The 16,549-nt window shown below is 65.8% G+C and carries 14 protein-coding genes; 10 read left to right on the top strand and 4 right to left on the bottom strand.

The window, feature by feature from the left end; translation table 11 throughout:
• Positions 1-12: 12 nt before the first annotated feature.
• Positions 13-903: a phytanoyl-CoA dioxygenase family protein gene (locus tag ACSVDM_RS18350; RefSeq protein ID WP_439266481.1), complete on the top strand. Its 891-nt coding sequence runs from the start codon at positions 13-15 to the stop codon at positions 901-903.
• Positions 904-985: 82 nt separating this feature from the next.
• Here the strand turns inward: ACSVDM_RS18350 and ACSVDM_RS18345 are convergent, their stop codons facing one another.
• Together ACSVDM_RS18345 and ACSVDM_RS18340 are read right to left on the bottom strand one after the other, a co-directional pair.
• Positions 986-1,528 (bottom strand): DUF6879 family protein, encoded by a 543-nt coding sequence (locus ACSVDM_RS18345; protein WP_439266479.1) that lies wholly within the window; start codon positions 1,526-1,528, stop codon positions 986-988.
• A gap of 2 nt (positions 1,529-1,530) precedes the next feature.
• Entirely contained in the window at positions 1,531-2,652 is a 1,122-nt protein-coding gene (locus ACSVDM_RS18340; protein ID WP_439266477.1) for a 2OG-Fe(II) oxygenase family protein, read from the bottom strand.
• A 564-nt stretch (positions 2,653-3,216) separates the two neighbouring features.
• Between ACSVDM_RS18340 and ACSVDM_RS18335 the strand changes: the two genes are divergently transcribed.
• The 5 genes from ACSVDM_RS18335 to ACSVDM_RS18315 all read left to right on the top strand — a co-directional run bounded on the left by ACSVDM_RS18335 (position 3,217) and on the right by ACSVDM_RS18315 (position 10,268).
• Entirely contained in the window at positions 3,217-4,827 is a 1,611-nt protein-coding gene (locus ACSVDM_RS18335) for an ABC transporter substrate-binding protein (RefSeq protein WP_439266475.1), read from the top strand.
• Positions 4,824-7,505 carry an oligopeptide/dipeptide ABC transporter ATP-binding protein gene (locus tag ACSVDM_RS18330; RefSeq protein WP_439266473.1) on the top strand — a complete coding sequence of 894 codons (2,682 nt, stop codon included), beginning with the start codon at positions 4,824-4,826 and terminating at the stop codon, positions 7,503-7,505. The genes ACSVDM_RS18335 and ACSVDM_RS18330 overlap by 4 nt, the downstream gene beginning before the upstream one ends.
• Positions 7,506-7,551: 46 nt before the next feature.
• The gene (locus ACSVDM_RS18325; protein WP_439266471.1) at positions 7,552-8,556 is read left to right on the top strand and encodes an ABC transporter permease; all 1,005 of its coding nucleotides are present in this window, start codon (positions 7,552-7,554) and stop codon (positions 8,554-8,556) included.
• Between the two features lie 154 nt (positions 8,557-8,710).
• Complete coding sequence (locus ACSVDM_RS18320) at positions 8,711-9,742, top strand: MauE/DoxX family redox-associated membrane protein (RefSeq protein WP_439266469.1); 1,032 nt, start codon at positions 8,711-8,713, stop codon at positions 9,740-9,742.
• Positions 9,743-9,917: 175 nt separating this feature from the next.
• Positions 9,918-10,268 carry a BP74-related protein gene (locus tag ACSVDM_RS18315; protein WP_067639575.1) on the top strand — a complete coding sequence of 117 codons (351 nt, stop codon included), beginning with the start codon at positions 9,918-9,920 and terminating at the stop codon, positions 10,266-10,268.
• Positions 10,269-10,333: 65 nt separating this feature from the next.
• Here ACSVDM_RS18315 and ACSVDM_RS18310 read toward each other — a convergent pair whose 3' ends face one another.
• On the bottom strand, positions 10,334-10,780 hold the full coding sequence (locus ACSVDM_RS18310) for an NUDIX hydrolase (RefSeq protein ID WP_439266468.1): 447 nt from the start codon (positions 10,778-10,780) through the stop codon (positions 10,334-10,336).
• Between the two features lie 135 nt (positions 10,781-10,915).
• Positions 10,916-11,590, bottom strand: coding sequence for a TetR/AcrR family transcriptional regulator (locus ACSVDM_RS18305; RefSeq protein WP_439266466.1), 675 nt, complete (start codon positions 11,588-11,590; stop codon positions 10,916-10,918).
• 124 nt (positions 11,591-11,714) lie between these two features.
• Between ACSVDM_RS18305 and ACSVDM_RS18300 the strand changes: the two genes are divergently transcribed.
• The 4 genes from ACSVDM_RS18300 to ACSVDM_RS18285 are packed head-to-tail and all read left to right on the top strand — an operon-like array spanning position 11,715 to position 16,517.
• A complete protein-coding gene (locus ACSVDM_RS18300) occupies positions 11,715-12,323 on the top strand; it encodes a malonic semialdehyde reductase (protein WP_067639568.1) in 609 nt (202 codons plus the stop codon).
• Between the two features lie 41 nt (positions 12,324-12,364).
• Complete coding sequence (locus tag ACSVDM_RS18295) at positions 12,365-15,160, top strand: AMP-binding protein (RefSeq protein ID WP_439266464.1); 2,796 nt, start codon at positions 12,365-12,367, stop codon at positions 15,158-15,160.
• A gap of 11 nt (positions 15,161-15,171) precedes the next feature.
• Positions 15,172-16,107 carry an NAD-dependent epimerase/dehydratase family protein gene (locus tag ACSVDM_RS18290; RefSeq protein ID WP_439266462.1) on the top strand — a complete coding sequence of 312 codons (936 nt, stop codon included), beginning with the start codon at positions 15,172-15,174 and terminating at the stop codon, positions 16,105-16,107.
• Positions 16,104-16,517, top strand: a complete 414-nt coding sequence (locus ACSVDM_RS18285; protein WP_439266460.1) for a nuclear transport factor 2 family protein — start codon at positions 16,104-16,106, stop codon at positions 16,515-16,517. Before ACSVDM_RS18290 ends, ACSVDM_RS18285 begins: the two co-directional genes overlap by 4 nt.
• Positions 16,518-16,549 lie beyond the last annotated feature (32 nt).

The following is a 16,549-nucleotide window of genomic DNA, read 5'->3' as shown; positions in this document are numbered from 1 at the left end:
GAACGAGGAATCATGTTCGAATTGTCACCGGCCGAACAGCAGTTGCTGCCATCCGACGACGACGTCGAGTTCTATCAGCAGCACGGCTGGTTCGTTACTCCACGATTGTTCACCGACGAAGTGGTCGACGCCGCGTCGGCGGCGTTGGCTGCCCATCACAGGGGCGAGCGCGACAGGACGTTACCTGTCACGCTCGGCGAGATGGACGACTGGATCGAGGGCTCGCCGCACCGTCTCCGGTTCAACGATCATGTCGCACTGACCAGCGAACGTCTCGGAAGTTTCATGCTCCAGCCGTTGATCGGGGCCATCGCGGCGCGACTGGCGCGGACCGATCAGATCAGGCTCTGGTTGAGCAGCTTGATATACAAACCACCGCGCACCGAGCACACCATCGAATGGCATTCCGACCGTGTTCATTGGCGCACCTGCACCTCCACCAAGATGCTGACCGCATGGATCGCACTACAGGACAGTGACGAATCCATGGGACCCGTCGTCATGATCGACGGAAGCCACAGATGGTCGGATACCGAGCAGATACGCGCGATTCGCTACAACGACGAGTTCATTCTCGGCGCCGACCCGGCGAAGGCGGACAGTTTGCTCATGAGTACCGGAATGCCGGTTCGGCGCGTGCCGCTGTTGCTACGCAAAGGGCAGGTGAGTTTCCACAGCTGCATGACGATTCACGGCAGTGGCTCGAACCTGAGCAACCTCGCGCGAGTGGGACTGATCGTGCACATGCAGGATGGCGCGAACCGATACCAACGAATTTACGACGAAACGGGACAATTGCAGTCGCATGTCAACGATCAGATGTGCGGCAGACTCCCGAACGGGGACGTCGACTACAGCGACCCCAAGATCTGTCCCGTGCTCTGGGACGAGACTTCGTTGTAGCGGCGGGCCGCAAGCCGTCCTGGAGGTGCGGGTACGCGCCGCAGGGCGGCGCGGTTCGCGGGGACGGTGGTGACCGGTCACGTCAGGGGAGGCCTGCCCCCGGTACGTAGTCGGTGTGGGGCACGGCCTTTGCCCACAACGCGTCACGTATGGCAATCGCGCGGGCCACTTCGACCGGGTCGTGCGTCAGGCCGTAACCCACGAAATCCTCCGCGTCGAACAAGGTCCAGGCGAGTGTGTCGTCGTCGATCAGACACCACTCGTCGGTGGTGTAGTCCTCCGGCGGGCACCAGTGCCGGGGGAGCCAGCGAATGTCTTCACCGTGTGCCTGGTTGCGATCGGTCACCGCGTGGAGAAAACGGATGTAATCGGTCAGCGGTTCGGTGACCACCCGCACGCGTTGCATAGCGACTCCTCGCGCGGTGGTCGCGTCGCTCAGGTCTTCCCATTCCTTCCACAACACCGGGTAGTCGTCCGGGTCGAGCGGTACCAGGCCGGCCTGGTATCGACGCATCGGTTCGTGTTCGTCGCTCACGACGTGGTCGTCTTCCACCTCGAATTGAAAGGCGCGATACCGAGCCTGCTCGAACAGCGAAGCCAGCTCGGCGCGGGGGAGAAACAGCATCGTCACCACGCTCCGTTGATCGAGGGGCGGACCCCGGCAGGCCCAGAGGTGTTCGGGCCCGTCATATTCCGGCATCGTTCGGACAGCCTGTCGGCAACCCTTGTCATGAATTCTCTGCCACTGATCGGCGGCCGTTCCGGTTGGAATCCCGGTAGAACTTCGAGGATCGCCGCCTCATAGGGATGAAGTGTATAGAGGACAGTCGTCCGGGGCACGGCACGCTGGACGGGATCGCGCGGCACGCTGACACGATGTGTGCAGGCGCGAAAGCGATTGTCGCTGATATAGCCGAGCCATTTCCCACTGATCACGACAAGGGAGTCGGCCGGCGTGTACACCCTGCTCCACGCCTCGTTCTGCGGGCGATATACCTGTAGTCCTTCGACCGGGCTTCCGGTCATCAAACTGAGCAGCCCGTAGTCCTCGTGGGACAGCACGCGAGCGGGCGAGGCGAGGTCCTCGACGGGCGAGCTGATCGGTGGGTAGTGATTCAACCTCAGGACGTCGTTCGTGGGGGAGATGTTCTGGTCGTAGAGCGACGGATCGACGTCGAGGTATTGCAGCAGGGCTCTGCCGAGCTGCTGGGTCAGCTCCTCGCACGCGTGCCAGAAGTTTCTGAATGCTGATTCGTATTTCTCGTCGGGCCAGTAGCCGAGAGCCGCGTCCGCGTCTTCTCCGGTGATTCGGAACGCTGATCGGTCGAATTCCCACGCTTCCACCGCATGCGGCAGCGCAGGCATACTTTCCTGGAGCGGAACGTACCCCAGATAGTAGGGTTCGCCGTATGCGCAGTCCGTCGAAACGAACTTCATCTTCTGGTCTTCGGGCACCGTTGTGAAAATGTTCAGTGCGTTGCGATCGATGGCCTGAAGTTCGTCGGCGTCGATTCCGTGGCCGGTCAATATCGCGATACCGACGTCCACCATGGCGGTACCGAGCCGGTCGATGAAACGATCTCGTGCTGCCGGGGTGCCGCGCAGGTCCGCCAGGTCGCAGACCTGTGGTCGGAAATCATCGTCGAAATTGTCCTCGTGGCTCTCGACGAGTGTGTATCCGGAATAGGCTCGATCGGTTTCCGGGGTTCCGAAATCTGATACCGCATCGCTGGTTTCTTTGTCGCTCACGTCTTCACCCCTGACGGACGATGATATCCAAGCACAACAACTCGGGCAGGCGCCCGGGAAATAGTCGAGGAGAGGTACACGGTAGAAGCACGGACCGGATCTGTGAATCACTGAAAGCGTGATCGTCCGCGTCTCGGTTGTCGCGGGTCTGTGCTGTATTCAACATCGCATCACCACGGGCGTGCTGTCAATAGATGCCGCACATTACGGAGCTCTCGTGTCAAGCCCTGTGGACCGCGACTCCGGAGCGCATCGCCTCGGATCATCCAGGCCTGCTTCGCCTTCCGGAAACGCGCCGAACGCCGCCGTAATTCGGTCATCTGTGCACCCTCGAGTCGGCTGGTCGGCCGGCTCACCGCTCGCTGTGAAGCGCGGGCTTCGGTTGTGCCGCGCACGATTTCGAGATCTGTCGCCGGATTCCTGTGTGACACTTGAGATTCGGAACATGCGTGAGGTCGTCGCAAGGGGTTGGGTGGCGGACCTCGGAACGAAATCGGATGTCGCTCGCGATGCCGGTAGAGCCCGGCACCTCGCCCGCGACGGCTCTGAAAGGTGCGTTGCGATATGAGCACTACCGCGGACCGACGGACGTTCCTGAAGGCCACCGCGCTCGTCGCGGTGGCGGAAGCCCTCGGAGTATCGGCGTTGCTGTCGGCATGTTCGGGCGGATCCCGTGGCGCCGGGACGGTCGGTGACACGATCCGGTTCGGGTTCCTGGCCGACATGCAGGTGCCCGACCCCGACATCTTCTACGAGGGCGAGGGTCTACAGGTGACCCTCAACGTCTACGAAGGCTTGGTCGCCTACGCCCCCGATTCGTCCGAGATCGTGCCCGGCCTGGCCGAGTCGTGGACGGTCACCGACGACGGGCTCACCTACATGTTCGAGCTCCGTGCCGGTGTCACCTTCCACGACGGCACGCCGATGACAGCCGCCACGATCATCAAAAGCTATGAACGACGTTCGGCGATCGGCCAAGCACCCGCCTATCTGATCGCCGACGTCGAGTCGATGTCCGCGCCCGACGACTCCACGCTCGTGATCGAACTCGCCCATCCGGTCCAACCGTTCCTCGACTACCTCGCCTGCCCGTGGGGGCTCAAAGCGGTGAGCCCGACCGCGATACAGGCCAACAGCGTGAACGGTGACCTGGCTCAGGACTGGTTGAGCACCCACGATGCGGGAACCGGCCCCTATCGGATCACCGAGTTCGTGCCGAGCAGTCACTACACGCTGACCGCGTACGACGGCTACTGGGGGACGAAACCGGAATTCACCACCCTGCGGATCGAGATCATCCCGGACATCATGTCGCAACGCCTGTTGCTCGAGCAGGGCCAGCTGGACATGATCACCAAGGGTCTGCCGATCGCCGCGATCGAGGCGATGCGGGCGAACCCGGCGTTGACCGTGACGGAGCACCCGACGGCGTTCAAATCGTCGATCTTCCTGAACTGGAAGAAGGGCCCGTTCGCCGATACCGCGTTCCGCCGGGCGATGCGCAAGGCGGTGGACGTTACCGCGCTCATCGAGCCCGCCTACGGCTCGACCGTCGCACGATCCACCCAGTTCTACCCGGCCGGAGTGCTGCCGGAAGGCGCCGCACCGGACGCGCCGGACCACGACACCGCCGAACTGAAGGCATTGATCGCGAAACTGCCGGACGGCGACAAGCGGATCGACGTCGCCTACGACGAGGCCGGCGGCGCCACCGATGCCCGTGTCGCCGAACTCCTCCAGACGCAGCTGGCCGCGTTGGGACTGGCCGCGACGGTGCGGGCCATGCCGACCTCGCAGGTATTCGCCCTGCATTCGACACCGGTCGGGCAGCAGCCGCACATGCTGGTCCACGGGTCCGGCGGCGACGCTCTCAACGCCGACACCACACTGCGGATCTTCTTCCGCACCGGCGTCTCGCCGATCAACTGGTTCAACTATTCGGACACCACGCTGGACGCCGTCATGGACGCCGGGAAGCGATCACTCGGCAAAGCCGAGGCCGAACGGCACTGGGTCGAGGGCGCCGAGATCGTGATGGGTCAGGCCTGGATCATCAACCTCTGCGATATCGAGGACGTGATCGTGACCGGTTCAGGCATCGGCGAGATCGTCCATACGCTGCTCGGCACGGGCATGGTTCCTGTCAACCTGCTCCGGAAGGTGACAGCGAGGTGAAACACTTCCGCAAAGGTGCAGCCGACGGGGACGAAGACGGCCTCGTTCCGCGTGCATGTGTCAGCGACCTCGAGGTGACGTTCCGCCACCGGGGCGTGGCGGTGCGCGCCGTTCGGGGAGTGAGCATCGAGATCGCGGCCGGCGAGATCATCGCGCTCGTGGGCGAATCCGGTTCCGGCAAGAGCGTTTTGGGCCTGAGCCTGCTAGGACTGCCGGTGGGCGACCCACCTGCCGTCGTCACCGGGCGGGCCGAGGTTTGTGGCGTCGACCTGATTGCCGCCTCGCCGGCCGAGCGGCGGAGAGTCCGGCGCGCGCATCTGGGCGCGGTGTTCCAGAATCCGATGACTTCGCTGAACCCGACGATGCGAATCGGCGAGCAGGTGCGGGAGGTCGCGGGCTCGACCGCGGAGGCGGTCCGGCTGCTCGACCTGGTCGGTATCCCACAGGCAGATCGCAGACTGCGCTCGTATCCGCACGAACTGTCGGCGGGAATGCGGCAACGAGTCATGATCGCGATCGCGATCGCCACGCGACCGGACCTGATCATCGCCGACGAGCCGACGTCGGCGCTCGATGTCACGGTGCAGGCGCAGATTCTGGCCCTGCTCCGCGACCTGCGGGCCGAACTCGGCTGTTCGGTATTGCTGATCACCCACGAGATAGGCGTCGCCGCCGCGGTCGCCGACCGGGTCGCGGTCATGTACGGCGGGCGCCTGGTCGAGGTCGGCACCATGGCCGACGTCCTCGCCACCCCCGCGCACCCCTACACCGTCGGCCTTCTGGATTCGCGCCTCGATCTCAGCCTGCCGGTGAACCACCGAATACCTGTGCTGACAGGCATGCCACCCGATCCCCGGGACCCCGCGCCGGGTTGCCCGTTCGCTCCGCGATGTTCGCTTAGCACCGAGGACTGTGCGAAGTCGCCGATCCCGCTGACACCGGCCGGCTTCCACGCGGGCGAGGCCGCGTGCGTCCTTCCGGCAGAGGTCGACCGGAACCGAGCGCGTGGGCCTGCCGCCGCCTTCCCGCCGTTGGAGCAGCCCGAGCGCTCGCGACCGGCCGTCCGGTGCCGCGGTGTCGGCAAGAGCTTCCGCCTTCGCACCGGGTCGGTCAGGCGCGAGGTGCATACGGTGCTGCGCGACCTCGACTTGCAGGTGGGAGCAGGCGAGGCCGTCGCGGTGGTCGGCGAGTCGGGGTCGGGAAAATCGACTCTGCTCAGGCTGATCGCGGGATTGGAGAAACCGGACCGCGGCGTCGTCGAGGTATCCGGTACGTCGACGCAGATGATCTTCCAAGACGTCAGCGCGTCGCTGACACCGTGGCTGACCGTCGAGCGACAGGTCGGTGAACGGCTGCCGAGCACACTCGGCCGGGCCGAGCGCCGGGCCCGGGTGATCGCCGCCCTCGAACGCGTGGGGCTCCCGGCGGCCGTCGCCGACCTGCGTGCCGACAGTTTGTCGACAGGGCAGCGGCAGCGCGTGGCGTTCGCGCGGGCGACGATCGTCGTTCCCGACGTATTGCTGTGTGACGAGCCGACTTCGGCGCTGGACGCACCGCTGGCGGCGTCGACGCTGAACCTGATCCAGACGCTGCGACGCGAGTTCGGGCTGACGGTCGTCTTCGTCACCCACGATCTGGCCGCGGCGCGTTTCGTCGCCGACCGCATCGCCGTGATGTTTCGCGGCGAGATCGTCGAGATCGGCGCCGCCGAGAAGGTCACCCACGCACCGTCGCACCCCTACAGCAAGGCGTTGGTGGAGGCCGTACCGAATATCGGGAGCGCACCGGAACAGCGGCTCGCCGAGCCGGCCGATGCCGTGCCGGTGTCGGCGCCGCTGACCGGCGGCGCGGACGTCGAATCGGCGGCGGTAGCGGTGCGCCGACGCGTGAAACCGAGTGAGGTGATCACGTTGGGTGTGCTCGCGACGCTGATCGTCGTCATGCTCGGCGCACCCTGGCTCGCGCCTTACGACCCCGATCTCCCCGTCGGGAAGCCGGTATCCCCGCCCGATGCGGCGCACTGGCTCGGTACCGATGAGGTCGGGCGCGACATCGCGAGCCGCGTGTTGGTCGGGATGCGCGCCAGTTGGTGGGGCGCCCTGTGCGTGATCGCCTCGGGAATCGTCATCGGCGGGACCGTGGGGGCGGTCGCGGGCACCCTCGGCGGAATCGTCGACCGGATCCTGATGCGGATCACCGACATCTTCATCGCCCTGCCTGCGGCCTTGCTCGCGATCGCCGTCGTAGCCGCGATCGGGCCGTCGTATGGTCATACGCTGGTGGCGGTGGCACTGGTCTGGTGGCCGTTGTACGCGCGAGTCGTGCGGGGCGAGGTGACAAGACTCCGATCGCAGCCGCACATCGACGCCGCACGGATGTCGGGTGCGGGCAGCTTCGAACTCGGCCGGCTCCACCTGCTCCCGGGCGCATGGCCGCCGACCATTGTGGCGGCGAGTCTCGACGTCGGCGCCTTGATCCTGATGCTGTCCGGACTCTCCTTCATCGGTCTCGGTGCTCCCGCCCCCGCTCCCGAGCTGGGCGCGATGTCCGCGAGGGGGCTGCCGTACCTGCTCGATTCCTGGTGGGTGCCGATCATGCCCGCGATCGGGCTGTTGGTGCTCGCCACGATCGCCAACCTCGCCGGCGATGTCATCCGCGACCGCCTCACCGATCGCTGACCGCAGGCCGGGAACGCCTCTCCTCCAGCGCAAGGGAGAACTTCGAATGCTCACAGTCATAGCCCGGCGCGCCGGTGGGACTGTCCTGGTGTTGCTCGCGCTCGTCGCGGTGGTGTTCGTGCTGCGGCAAGTCTCGCCGGTTGACCCCGCCCGCGCGGTCGTCGGCGACCGAGCCTCCGCCGAGGTGGTCGAACGAGCACGCGACGACCTCGGTCTCGATCGGCCGCTGCCCGTGCAGTATGTCGAATACGTCGAAAGGGCGGCCACCGGCGACCTCGGGCAGTCCGCGGTGACCAGGCGACCGGTCAGCTCCGATATCGGCGAATTCCTTCCCGCCACAGCGGAACTGATCATCTGCGCGTTCGCGCTCGCGGTTCTGCTCGGTGTGCTGCTCGGCACGGCGACGGCACTGCGCTGGCCAGGATCGGGCGCACTGCGCTTGGTGTTGATCGGCGGGTCATCGATGCCGATCTTCCTCGCGGCATTGCTCGCGATCCTGGTGTTCTACAAGGAATTCGGCATCCTCCCCGCTCGCGGTCGCAGCTCCTACGCCGACGCGCCCGACGGGCCCACCGGGTTCCTGCTCGTCGACTCCGTACTCGCCGGGCGGCCGAGCGTATTCCTCGATGCCGTCGAGCATCTGATCCTCCCCGTGGTCTGCTTGTCCCTGGTGCCCGCCGTCGCGATCGGCCGGGCCCTGCGCAGCAGCTTGCAGCACACGCTGCGCTCGGACTTCGTGCGCACCGCCCGCGTCAAAGGCCTCACCGAGCTACGCGTCCTCGGCAGACACGCCTTGCGCAATTCGGTGAGCTCGACATTGTCGATCGCGGGCATGCAGGTGGCCGCCATGTTCGGCGCCGACATCGTGCTGGAGTTGATCTTCGCCTGGCCAGGCATCGGCCTCTACACCGCCCAAGCGGTGAAAGCCGGTGACTACACCACCATCGCAGGCATCACCCTGATCCTCGGCGCGATCTACGTCCTGACGAACTTCCTCGTCGACCTCGCTCAAGCAATCGCCGACCCGCGGACGTCTGAAACCGCTGCGTGACAACAGCTGCCGCCATCGAATCGCTGGACCGACAGTGGGTGGGCGCTCCAGGGTTCCACTTCATTCGCCGTCTCACCCTCTCGAAACCTGGCGTGGCGAAAGCCTGTCCGACAAATCATGTTTCACCTCTCTCCTCATGTGGGATGGTGCCGGGATGCTGATCGAATACGGAGTGTGGGGTTCGCGATTGGTACTGGCCGGGGCCTTCGGGCTGTCGACGTGGGGGAAGTTGGCGAACGGGCCCGCGACACGGAAGGCGGTGGTGGACTTCGGGATACACATCAGGTGGGCACCCGCCGTAGCGATCGGGTTGCCGGTCGTCGAGGGGGCGGTGGCTGTCGGGATATTGCTGCCGTGGACGGCGGGATTCGCAGGCGCGGTCGCCTTGCTGCTGCTGGTGTGTTTCACCGCGGCGATCGTGCGATTGCTGCTACGGGGTGAGCACCCGAACTGCTCCTGTTTCGGTGCTGCGAACGCGGAGCCCATCGGGCCCGCGACCTTGGCTCGAAACGCCCTACTGGTTGCCCTCGCCGCGCTGGTCACGGTAGGTGCGCTGCGATACCCGCAGGTCCCCGGCAGTTTGCCCGCCGAGGCCGCGGTCGGCCTCATGCTGATCGTGACGATGGCGGCGGTTCTGTGCTGGGCTCTCGGCGAACTGCGAGGGCTTCGTCGGCGGGTCGACGAACAGGCTTTGTCGACGCTCGGGGCCGAGGGTTTGCCGGTCGGCGCGGTGGCGCCCGAGTTCGAGTTGCCTGCTGTCGAGGGTGAGCGGGTCGATCTGGCGTCGCTCTTGTCGCCTGGTAGGGCAGTGCTACTCGTATTCGTCCACCCAGGATGTGAAATGTGCGCGGCGCTGGCCCGTGAGCTGCCCCGGTGGCAGTCGCGGGTGCGTGAGGTATTGACGATCGTGCTGGTCGGCAACGGCGATCTCACCGAGCACGCCGCGTGGGGCCGTGCACAGGAGGTGGGCGACATCCCCGTGCTGGTGCAGCAGGGCAACGAGGCGGCCCTCCGCTACCGGGTCCGGGGAACACCGTCGGCGGTGCTGGTCGGCGCGGATGGTCGGGTCGCGGCCGCTGTCGCCCGGGGCGCCATCGCGGTTCGTGAGCTGATCACCTCGGCGAAGTCGGGAGCGGGGCGGCAAACAACGCGTCGAGACGAACTCATCTCTGGGACACGCCGATAGGCGCTCCCGTCACGCCCGTTTCATGAACGGAAACCGGCAGCGTCCCCAAAACGATTGATTCCCAACGTCTTTCGGGAGCATTGCGGACACCCGGCTGCGATCCGGCCGATACACTCGACCTCGCAACACGCTCGACAACCCATTCGCTCGAACACATCGACAAAGGGGAACGGTCATGGCGCACTTCGCATTCACCGACTACAGCGGGAAAGAGTTCATTTTCCAGCTGGACAATGAGCAACGGATCGCCGAGGCGCGGCGGATCCTGTCGGGCGACGAGACGATGTCCGTCCATGTGATGGGCAGGATCCGCAAGACCACGCAGAGCTACAACCCGGAGTGGAGCTTCCACCTCGATCCCGACACCATCACCTTCTTCACCATGGCCATCGAAGTCTGCGACTCCAGCATCACCTACACCGAGGACCACCTCGACGAAGCGGGCGGGGCATTCTTGCCAGGGGCCTTCTGGTGCCCGTGGTCGTCGCGGCTCACTCGGGAAGTGACGGCCTCGGTCAACGCCTGACGTCGCGTTCCTGCCGGCGGTGTGAGCGTCGGCAGGAATGCTCGAACCGCAGCAGGCCCGGGGTATCAGTGGTTCACGAGATCGCGGTACGTACCGAGGATGCTGCGGATGGAGGATGTCACCGGGAGGTGGCCGTCGAGCGGCGTCCAGGCGTACCGCGCGTGGGCGGTGAGTCGAATCGGTTCGAAGGCCGCTACATCCACGGCGAAATGCAGTCGGCGGACGCGGTGCGCGTCGGGCGACAGGTAGTCGAAATCGCCTACGTGGTGGCGGATCCCGGTGACGACCAGCCCCGTTTCCTCGCGCACCCCACGGGCTACCGCCGCGGCGAGGGTTTCACCGGGCTTCACGGTGGCCCCGGGAAGCTTCAGCGGGACCTTGACCGGGCCACTGTCGTGACGCTCCAGGAGTAGTACTGTTCCGTCGCGTTCGATGATCACACCGACTCTCGGAGCGGTGCCGTCGACCTCGGCTTGGCGGGCCAGTTCTTCCAACTCCGATGCGGAGACCATGGGGCTTACCGACTTCCGATTCCGGAACCGACCTCGTCGGATCCGACGACTGTATCGATTGAATACGCTACTCCTCGACACCAGGTCGACGCGCTCGAATGGGGCCGCCGTGGCAGCCGCGACTCGCGTCGAGGGTCACCCTGTTGTTCGCGAGGATCGGGAGGGCCCCGGATCGGTGCGGAAAGCGCGCACGATCAGGTTGGCGGCCTCGGTGCAGATGGTGTCGGCCTCGGTGCGGGGGAGCGGGATCGTGCCGTACATCGACGCGTGCAGACCCTGCTGGACGAGCAGTGAGACGAACTGACGGGCCGCGGTCGCGGGATCCTCGACATCGAGTTCACTGCGGGAGCGCAGCAGGTCGGCGATCTGGGCCACCAACTGTTTCGGTTCGCCGTCGGCGCAGGCAGGACGCAGCGACGGGATCCGGGCGACCTCGCTGATGATGAGACGGCGCAGAGCGGACGCCCGCTCGTCGAGCAGCACCCGAAGGACGCGGTGGCCGATCTCGACGAGCGCGGCGGTGACGTCGGTGCGATCCGACGCGGCGATCGCGGTGCCGAAGGTCGTTGCCACCTGGGCGCGTTCGTGCTCGACCGCGGCCAGGAACAGGGTCTGTTTGTCGCCGAAGTGGTTGTAGGCGGTCTGTTTTGCCACGCCGGCCCGTTCGGCGATCACGTCGAGGGTTGCCCGCTCGTAGCCGTCGCGCAGGAATGTGTCGATCGCGGCGTCGAGGATGGCTCGCCGCTTACCCGGATCGCCCCCTGGGGGGCGGCCGCCGGGTCCGGTCGATCGCGTTGCCGATGTCGACATGTCCGTCGGCGCCTTTCACGGATGAGTGGCCTGGGTCACCAAGATTGCGGGTGGACGAGCCAGTCTATCTACTATTTACTGGACTGGACTGACTAGTCTAAGTAACTCGAGCCGCGGAGGTTTCATGACGGCGACATCGACCGATCTACTGGCGCTCGACGCGGCGGCGCAGGACATGTTGTTCCGCGCCGCCCGCACCGCCAACACGTTCACCGACGAACCGGTGACCGACGAGCAGTTCCGGGCCGTCTACGAACTCGTGAAGTTCGGGCCGACCTCGATGAACCAGCAACCGCTGCGCGGTGTCCTCGTGCGGTCGGACGGAGCCAAATCGAAGCTGGTCGAGGCGATGACCGACCGCAACAAGGACAAGACCGCGCGGGCGCCGCTGACGGTCGTGGTCGCGGCCGATCTCGACTTCCACGACGAGTTGCCCAAACTCGTTCCGTTCATGGAGAACCCGCAGAACGTCTTCGCCGATCCGGCGGTCCGGGAGCCCTCGGCCACGTTCAACGCCGCATTGCAGGTTGCCTACCTCATCGTCGGCATTCGCGCGGCGGGTCTGGCTGCGGGCCCGATGGTCGGCTTCGACGGCGACGCCGTGCGACGAGAGTTCTTCCCCGACGGCAGGCATGTCCCGCTGTGCGTCATCAACATCGGCAAGCCGGGCCCGGACGCCTGGATGGGACGGCTGCCACGGCTGGAGTACGACGAGGTCTTCGCCACCGCCTGAATATCGCGCCACGGCGCAACTCTGATCAGTGGATAGGCACAATGACTGCTACATCGAATATTTCGACCATTCCTGTACCACACGCGGTCAACGACGCCGGGTCGGTGGCTCAGATTCTGCTGCACGCCGCCCGGCACCACCCCACGAGCGGCACGACCTACCTGCAGCGCACCGGCGACGGACCGACCGTGCGGGTGCACCGTTCGTACCCCCAACTGCTCGACGAGGCCCTGTCGCTCACCGGTGCGTTGCGCGACCGCGGTGTGCGTCCGCAGTCGAAAGTCGCTCTCCTGCTCGATGATCACGAAGACTTCGTCACCGTGCTGTGGGCGTGTTTCCTCGGCGGGTTCGTGCCGTGCCCGATGGTCGCCCAGCCGACCGATCCGACGCGCTGGGCGAGCGCGTTGCGTCATGTCGACGAATTACTGGAACGCCCACTCGTGGTGACGTCACAGTCGATCGACGACACCATGCCGGCGGTGCCCGGATTGGCGACGGTGACGGTGGAATCGTTGCGCACCGGCGAGCACGAGCCGACCCCGTATCTCGCCTCCGCCGACGACCTCGCCCTGCTGGTACTCACCTCCGGATCCACCGGAAACGCCAAAGCGGTGGCACTCACCCACGGCAATCTGCTCGGCTCCATGGCGGCCAAAGCCGCGGTGCAGCACCTGAATCCCGACGACATCACCTTCAATTGGATCTCGTTCGATCACGTCGCGGCCCTGCTCGAAACGCATCTGCTGCCGCTGTATTGCGGTGCGCGACAGATCCATGCGCCGAGTGAGGTGGTCGCCGACGATCCGATGGAATTCCTGCGGATCATCTCCCGCCACCGGGTGACCATGACCTTCACACCCAATTTCCTGCTCGGACAACTGAATACGCTGTTCGAACCCGAAATCGACGGCGCCCGTCTCGAACTGAGCTGCCTGCGGCATATCGTGAGCGGCGGCGAAGCCAATGTCGTCGCGACCGGAACACGGTTCCTCGACACCTTCGCCGCCTACGGTCTGCGCCAGACCGCGCTGTGGCCGGCGTTCGGGATGACCGAGACCTGCGCGGGAAGTATCTACAATCGCGACTTCCCGAACGCCGACGCCGGGCAGGAGTTCGCCGCCGTCGGACATCCGGTGCCCGGATTACGGCTGCGGGTCGCCGACCAGGAAGGGCGATCGTTACCCGCGGGTGCCGCCGGGGAGGTGCAGCTGCGTGGCCCCATGGTCACTCGCGGCTACTTCAACAACGACGAGGCCACCCGCGCGGCGTTCACCGCCGACGGCTGGTTCCGCACGGGCGACCTCGGCCGGTTGGCCGCCGGCAGGCTCACGCTGGTCGGCCGCAGCAAGGACAGCATCATCGTCAACGGCGTGAACTACTTCAGCCACGAGATCGAAACGGCCGTCGAAGAACTCGACGGCATCGCCCGTGGCTATGTGGCCGCGTTCCCGACGCGTCGCCCCGGCAGTGACACCGAACAGCTCGTGATCGCCCTGCACGCCGAGACCGCCGACGAAGCCGACCTCCACCGCCTACTGACGGCCGTCCGTTCCACGGTGGTGCTGCTGTGCGGGTTCCGCCCCGGATTCATTCTGCCCCTGAGCAAAGCGGATTTCCCGAAGACGAGTCTTGGCAAGACCTTGCGGCCGCGCATGCGCCAACAGCTCGAATCAGGTGGCTACGACCACGTCATCGCCGACACCGCGGCACTCACGACCCGCCAGCTCGGTGGATACTCGGCACCGCAGGGGGGTACCGAGTCGATCCTGACCGATGTCTACGCGGAGCTGTTCGATGTTCCGGCAACCGAAATCAGCGCTACGGCCAGCTTTTTCGACCTCGGTGGCACCTCGCTGGACATCCTTCGGCTGCAGCAACAGATCGCGCGCCGCTTCGGGGTGACGGATCTGCCGATCATCGCCATCCTCACCGCACCCTCGGTGCGCGTGTTGGCAGCCGTCGTGGACGGGGGCGGTGGCGGACCGCGCCGTTACGATCCGATCGTGGGGTTGCAGACCAGTGGTACGAAGACGCCGCTGTTCTGTGTGCACCCCGGTGTCGGCGAGGTGCTGGTGTTCGTCAATCTGGCCAAGTACTTCGTCGGAGACCGTCCGTTCTACGCGCTGCGCGCCCGCGGCTTCAACAAGGGGGAGGAGCCGTTCCACACGTTCGACGAGATGGTCGATGTCTATACGAGCGCCATCCGACGCCGGCAACCGCATGGTCCGTATGCCCTGGCCGGTTACTCCTTCGGCGCCGCGGTAGCGTTCGAGATCGCCAAGCGGCTCGAAGCCGAGGGCGAACGGGTCGATTTCCTCGGCAGCTTCAACCTGCCACCGCACATCAAATACCGCATGGACGAGCTCGATTTCACCGAGACCGCGACGAATCTCGCGATGTTCCTCGATCTGATCACCAAGCGGCAGGCCGTCGAACTGCCCGCCGAATTGCGAGCGCTGTCCAAGGGGGGCCAGCTCGCTCGCCTGATCGAACTCGCCCCGCCCGACCGCGTCGCCGAACTCGACCTGGATCTGACGAAGTTCACGGCGTGGGCCGAGCTCGCCGACGGGCTCACCGGCCTCGGCCGCACCTACACACCGAGCGGTGCCGTTCGCTCGATGAGTGTGTTCTGCGCGGTCCCGTTGCGCGGCACCAAACAGGACTGGATCGACAACGAACTGCGCCGGTGGGACGAATTCACCACCGAGGCGAACCGCTACATCGATGTGCCCGGTGAGCACTACACATTGATGGGACCACGGCACGTCACCGCGTTCCAGTCCATTCTGCGCAAAGAACTCGACCGCGCGCTGGCACAGGCCGACGCCGACCGATAGGGAGAAATACGTTGCAGGGCAAGAAGATTCTGATCACCGGCGGCACGGGGCAGGTCGCCAGACCGGTCGCCGAGGCGCTCGCCGCCCACAACGAGGTCTGGTGCCTCGGCCGCTTCGGCACACCGGGTGTCGAGGACGAACTGCGCGCCGCCGGCGTGACCACCCGGCACTGGGACATGAACGACACGACGGCCGCGGGTTACGCGCAGCTGCCGACCGATTTCACCCACGTGCTGCACTCGGCGGTCCACCGCGGTGACGGCACCGATTTCGAGGACGCGCTCACCGTCAACTCCACCGCGTGCGCGCGGCTGATGACCCACTGCCGCACCGCCGAGGCGTTTCTGTTCGTGTCGACCGGCGCGCTGTACAAACGGCAGACCCTCGACCACGCCTATCGCGAATCCGACCCGATCGACGGTGTCGCCGACTGGCTGCCCACCTACCCGGTCGGCAAGATCGCGGCCGAAGGCACCGTGCGTGCGTTGGCGAACACACTCGAACTGCCGACCACGATCGCCCGGCTCAATATCGCCTACGGTCCCGGCGGATACGGTGGGGTGCCCATGCTGTATTTCAAGCGGATGCTGGCAGGCGAACCGATTCCGGTTCCGCTCGAGGGCCAGAACTGGTGTTCGCTGCTCTACACCGACGACCTCGTCGCCCAGGTTCCCGCGCTGTGGCACGCGGCGTCGGTACCCGCCCGGGTGGTCAACTGGGGTGGTGACGAGTCCGTCGGGATCACCGATTGCGTCCGTTACCTCGAAGAACTCAGTGGCATCGAGGCGCAGCTCGTCCCGTCCGAGGTCACCCGCGAGACCTACCAGTTCGATCCCGAAATGCGCCGCTCCATCACCGGCCCCTGCACCGTCGACTGGCGCGAGGGAATCCGGCGCACCCTCGCCGCGCACCACCCCGCGCACGTCCGTGAGGTGACGCCGCGATGAACCACACTCAGGTGACGACCCCGAACATCGCGGTGATCCGCACCGCGTACGAGGGTTTCGCGACCCGCGATGTCGGCAAGATCCTCGCCGCCATGCGCGACGACGTCGAGTGGGTGCACCCCGACGGCATGCACAAATACGGCCTGGGCGGAACCAAGATCGGCCACGAGGGGATCAAGGAGTTCCTCGCTCGCGTCCCGTCGGTGCTCGGCGGCATGGTGCTCGACCCGGTCGAGTTCATCGAACAGAACGACCGCGTCATCGTCCTGGGCACACGCCAGGTCATCGCCCGCACCGGAACCTCGACCACCTTGCCCTTCCTGCATTCCTGGACCATGCGCGAGGGCAAAGCCACCCGAATGGAAGACATCTTCGACACCGTCGCCTTCCACGCCGCCATCGAAAGCTGACACCCGACCACGCCGCGGGCCGACCCCGAGGT

Source organism: Nocardia sp. JW2 (assembly GCF_051843015.1).
Taxonomy (GTDB): domain Bacteria; phylum Actinomycetota; class Actinomycetes; order Mycobacteriales; family Mycobacteriaceae; genus Nocardia; species Nocardia coubleae.
Note: the sequence above shows the minus strand (reverse complement) of the source record. Positions and strands in the feature narration are given on the sequence as shown.

Coding starts and splice junctions, on each gene's coding strand:
- ACSVDM_RS18350 (WP_439266481.1), top strand. CDS start 13: ATGTTCGAATTGTCACCGGCCGAACAGCAGTTGCTGCCATCCGACGAC.
- ACSVDM_RS18345 (WP_439266479.1), bottom strand. CDS start 1,528: ATGCTGTTTCTCCCCCGCGCCGAGCTGGCTTCGCTGTTCGAGCAGGCT.
- ACSVDM_RS18335 (WP_439266475.1), top strand. CDS start 3,217: ATGAGCACTACCGCGGACCGACGGACGTTCCTGAAGGCCACCGCGCTC.
- ACSVDM_RS18325 (WP_439266471.1), top strand. CDS start 7,552: ATGCTCACAGTCATAGCCCGGCGCGCCGGTGGGACTGTCCTGGTGTTG.
- ACSVDM_RS18320 (WP_439266469.1), top strand. CDS start 8,711: ATGCTGATCGAATACGGAGTGTGGGGTTCGCGATTGGTACTGGCCGGG.
- ACSVDM_RS18315 (WP_067639575.1), top strand. CDS start 9,918: ATGGCGCACTTCGCATTCACCGACTACAGCGGGAAAGAGTTCATTTTC.
- ACSVDM_RS18310 (WP_439266468.1), bottom strand. CDS start 10,780: ATGGTCTCCGCATCGGAGTTGGAAGAACTGGCCCGCCAAGCCGAGGTC.
- ACSVDM_RS18305 (WP_439266466.1), bottom strand. CDS start 11,590: ATGTCGACATCGGCAACGCGATCGACCGGACCCGGCGGCCGCCCCCCA.
- ACSVDM_RS18300 (WP_067639568.1), top strand. CDS start 11,715: ATGACGGCGACATCGACCGATCTACTGGCGCTCGACGCGGCGGCGCAG.
- ACSVDM_RS18295 (WP_439266464.1), top strand. CDS start 12,365: ATGACTGCTACATCGAATATTTCGACCATTCCTGTACCACACGCGGTC.
- ACSVDM_RS18285 (WP_439266460.1), top strand. CDS start 16,104: ATGAACCACACTCAGGTGACGACCCCGAACATCGCGGTGATCCGCACC.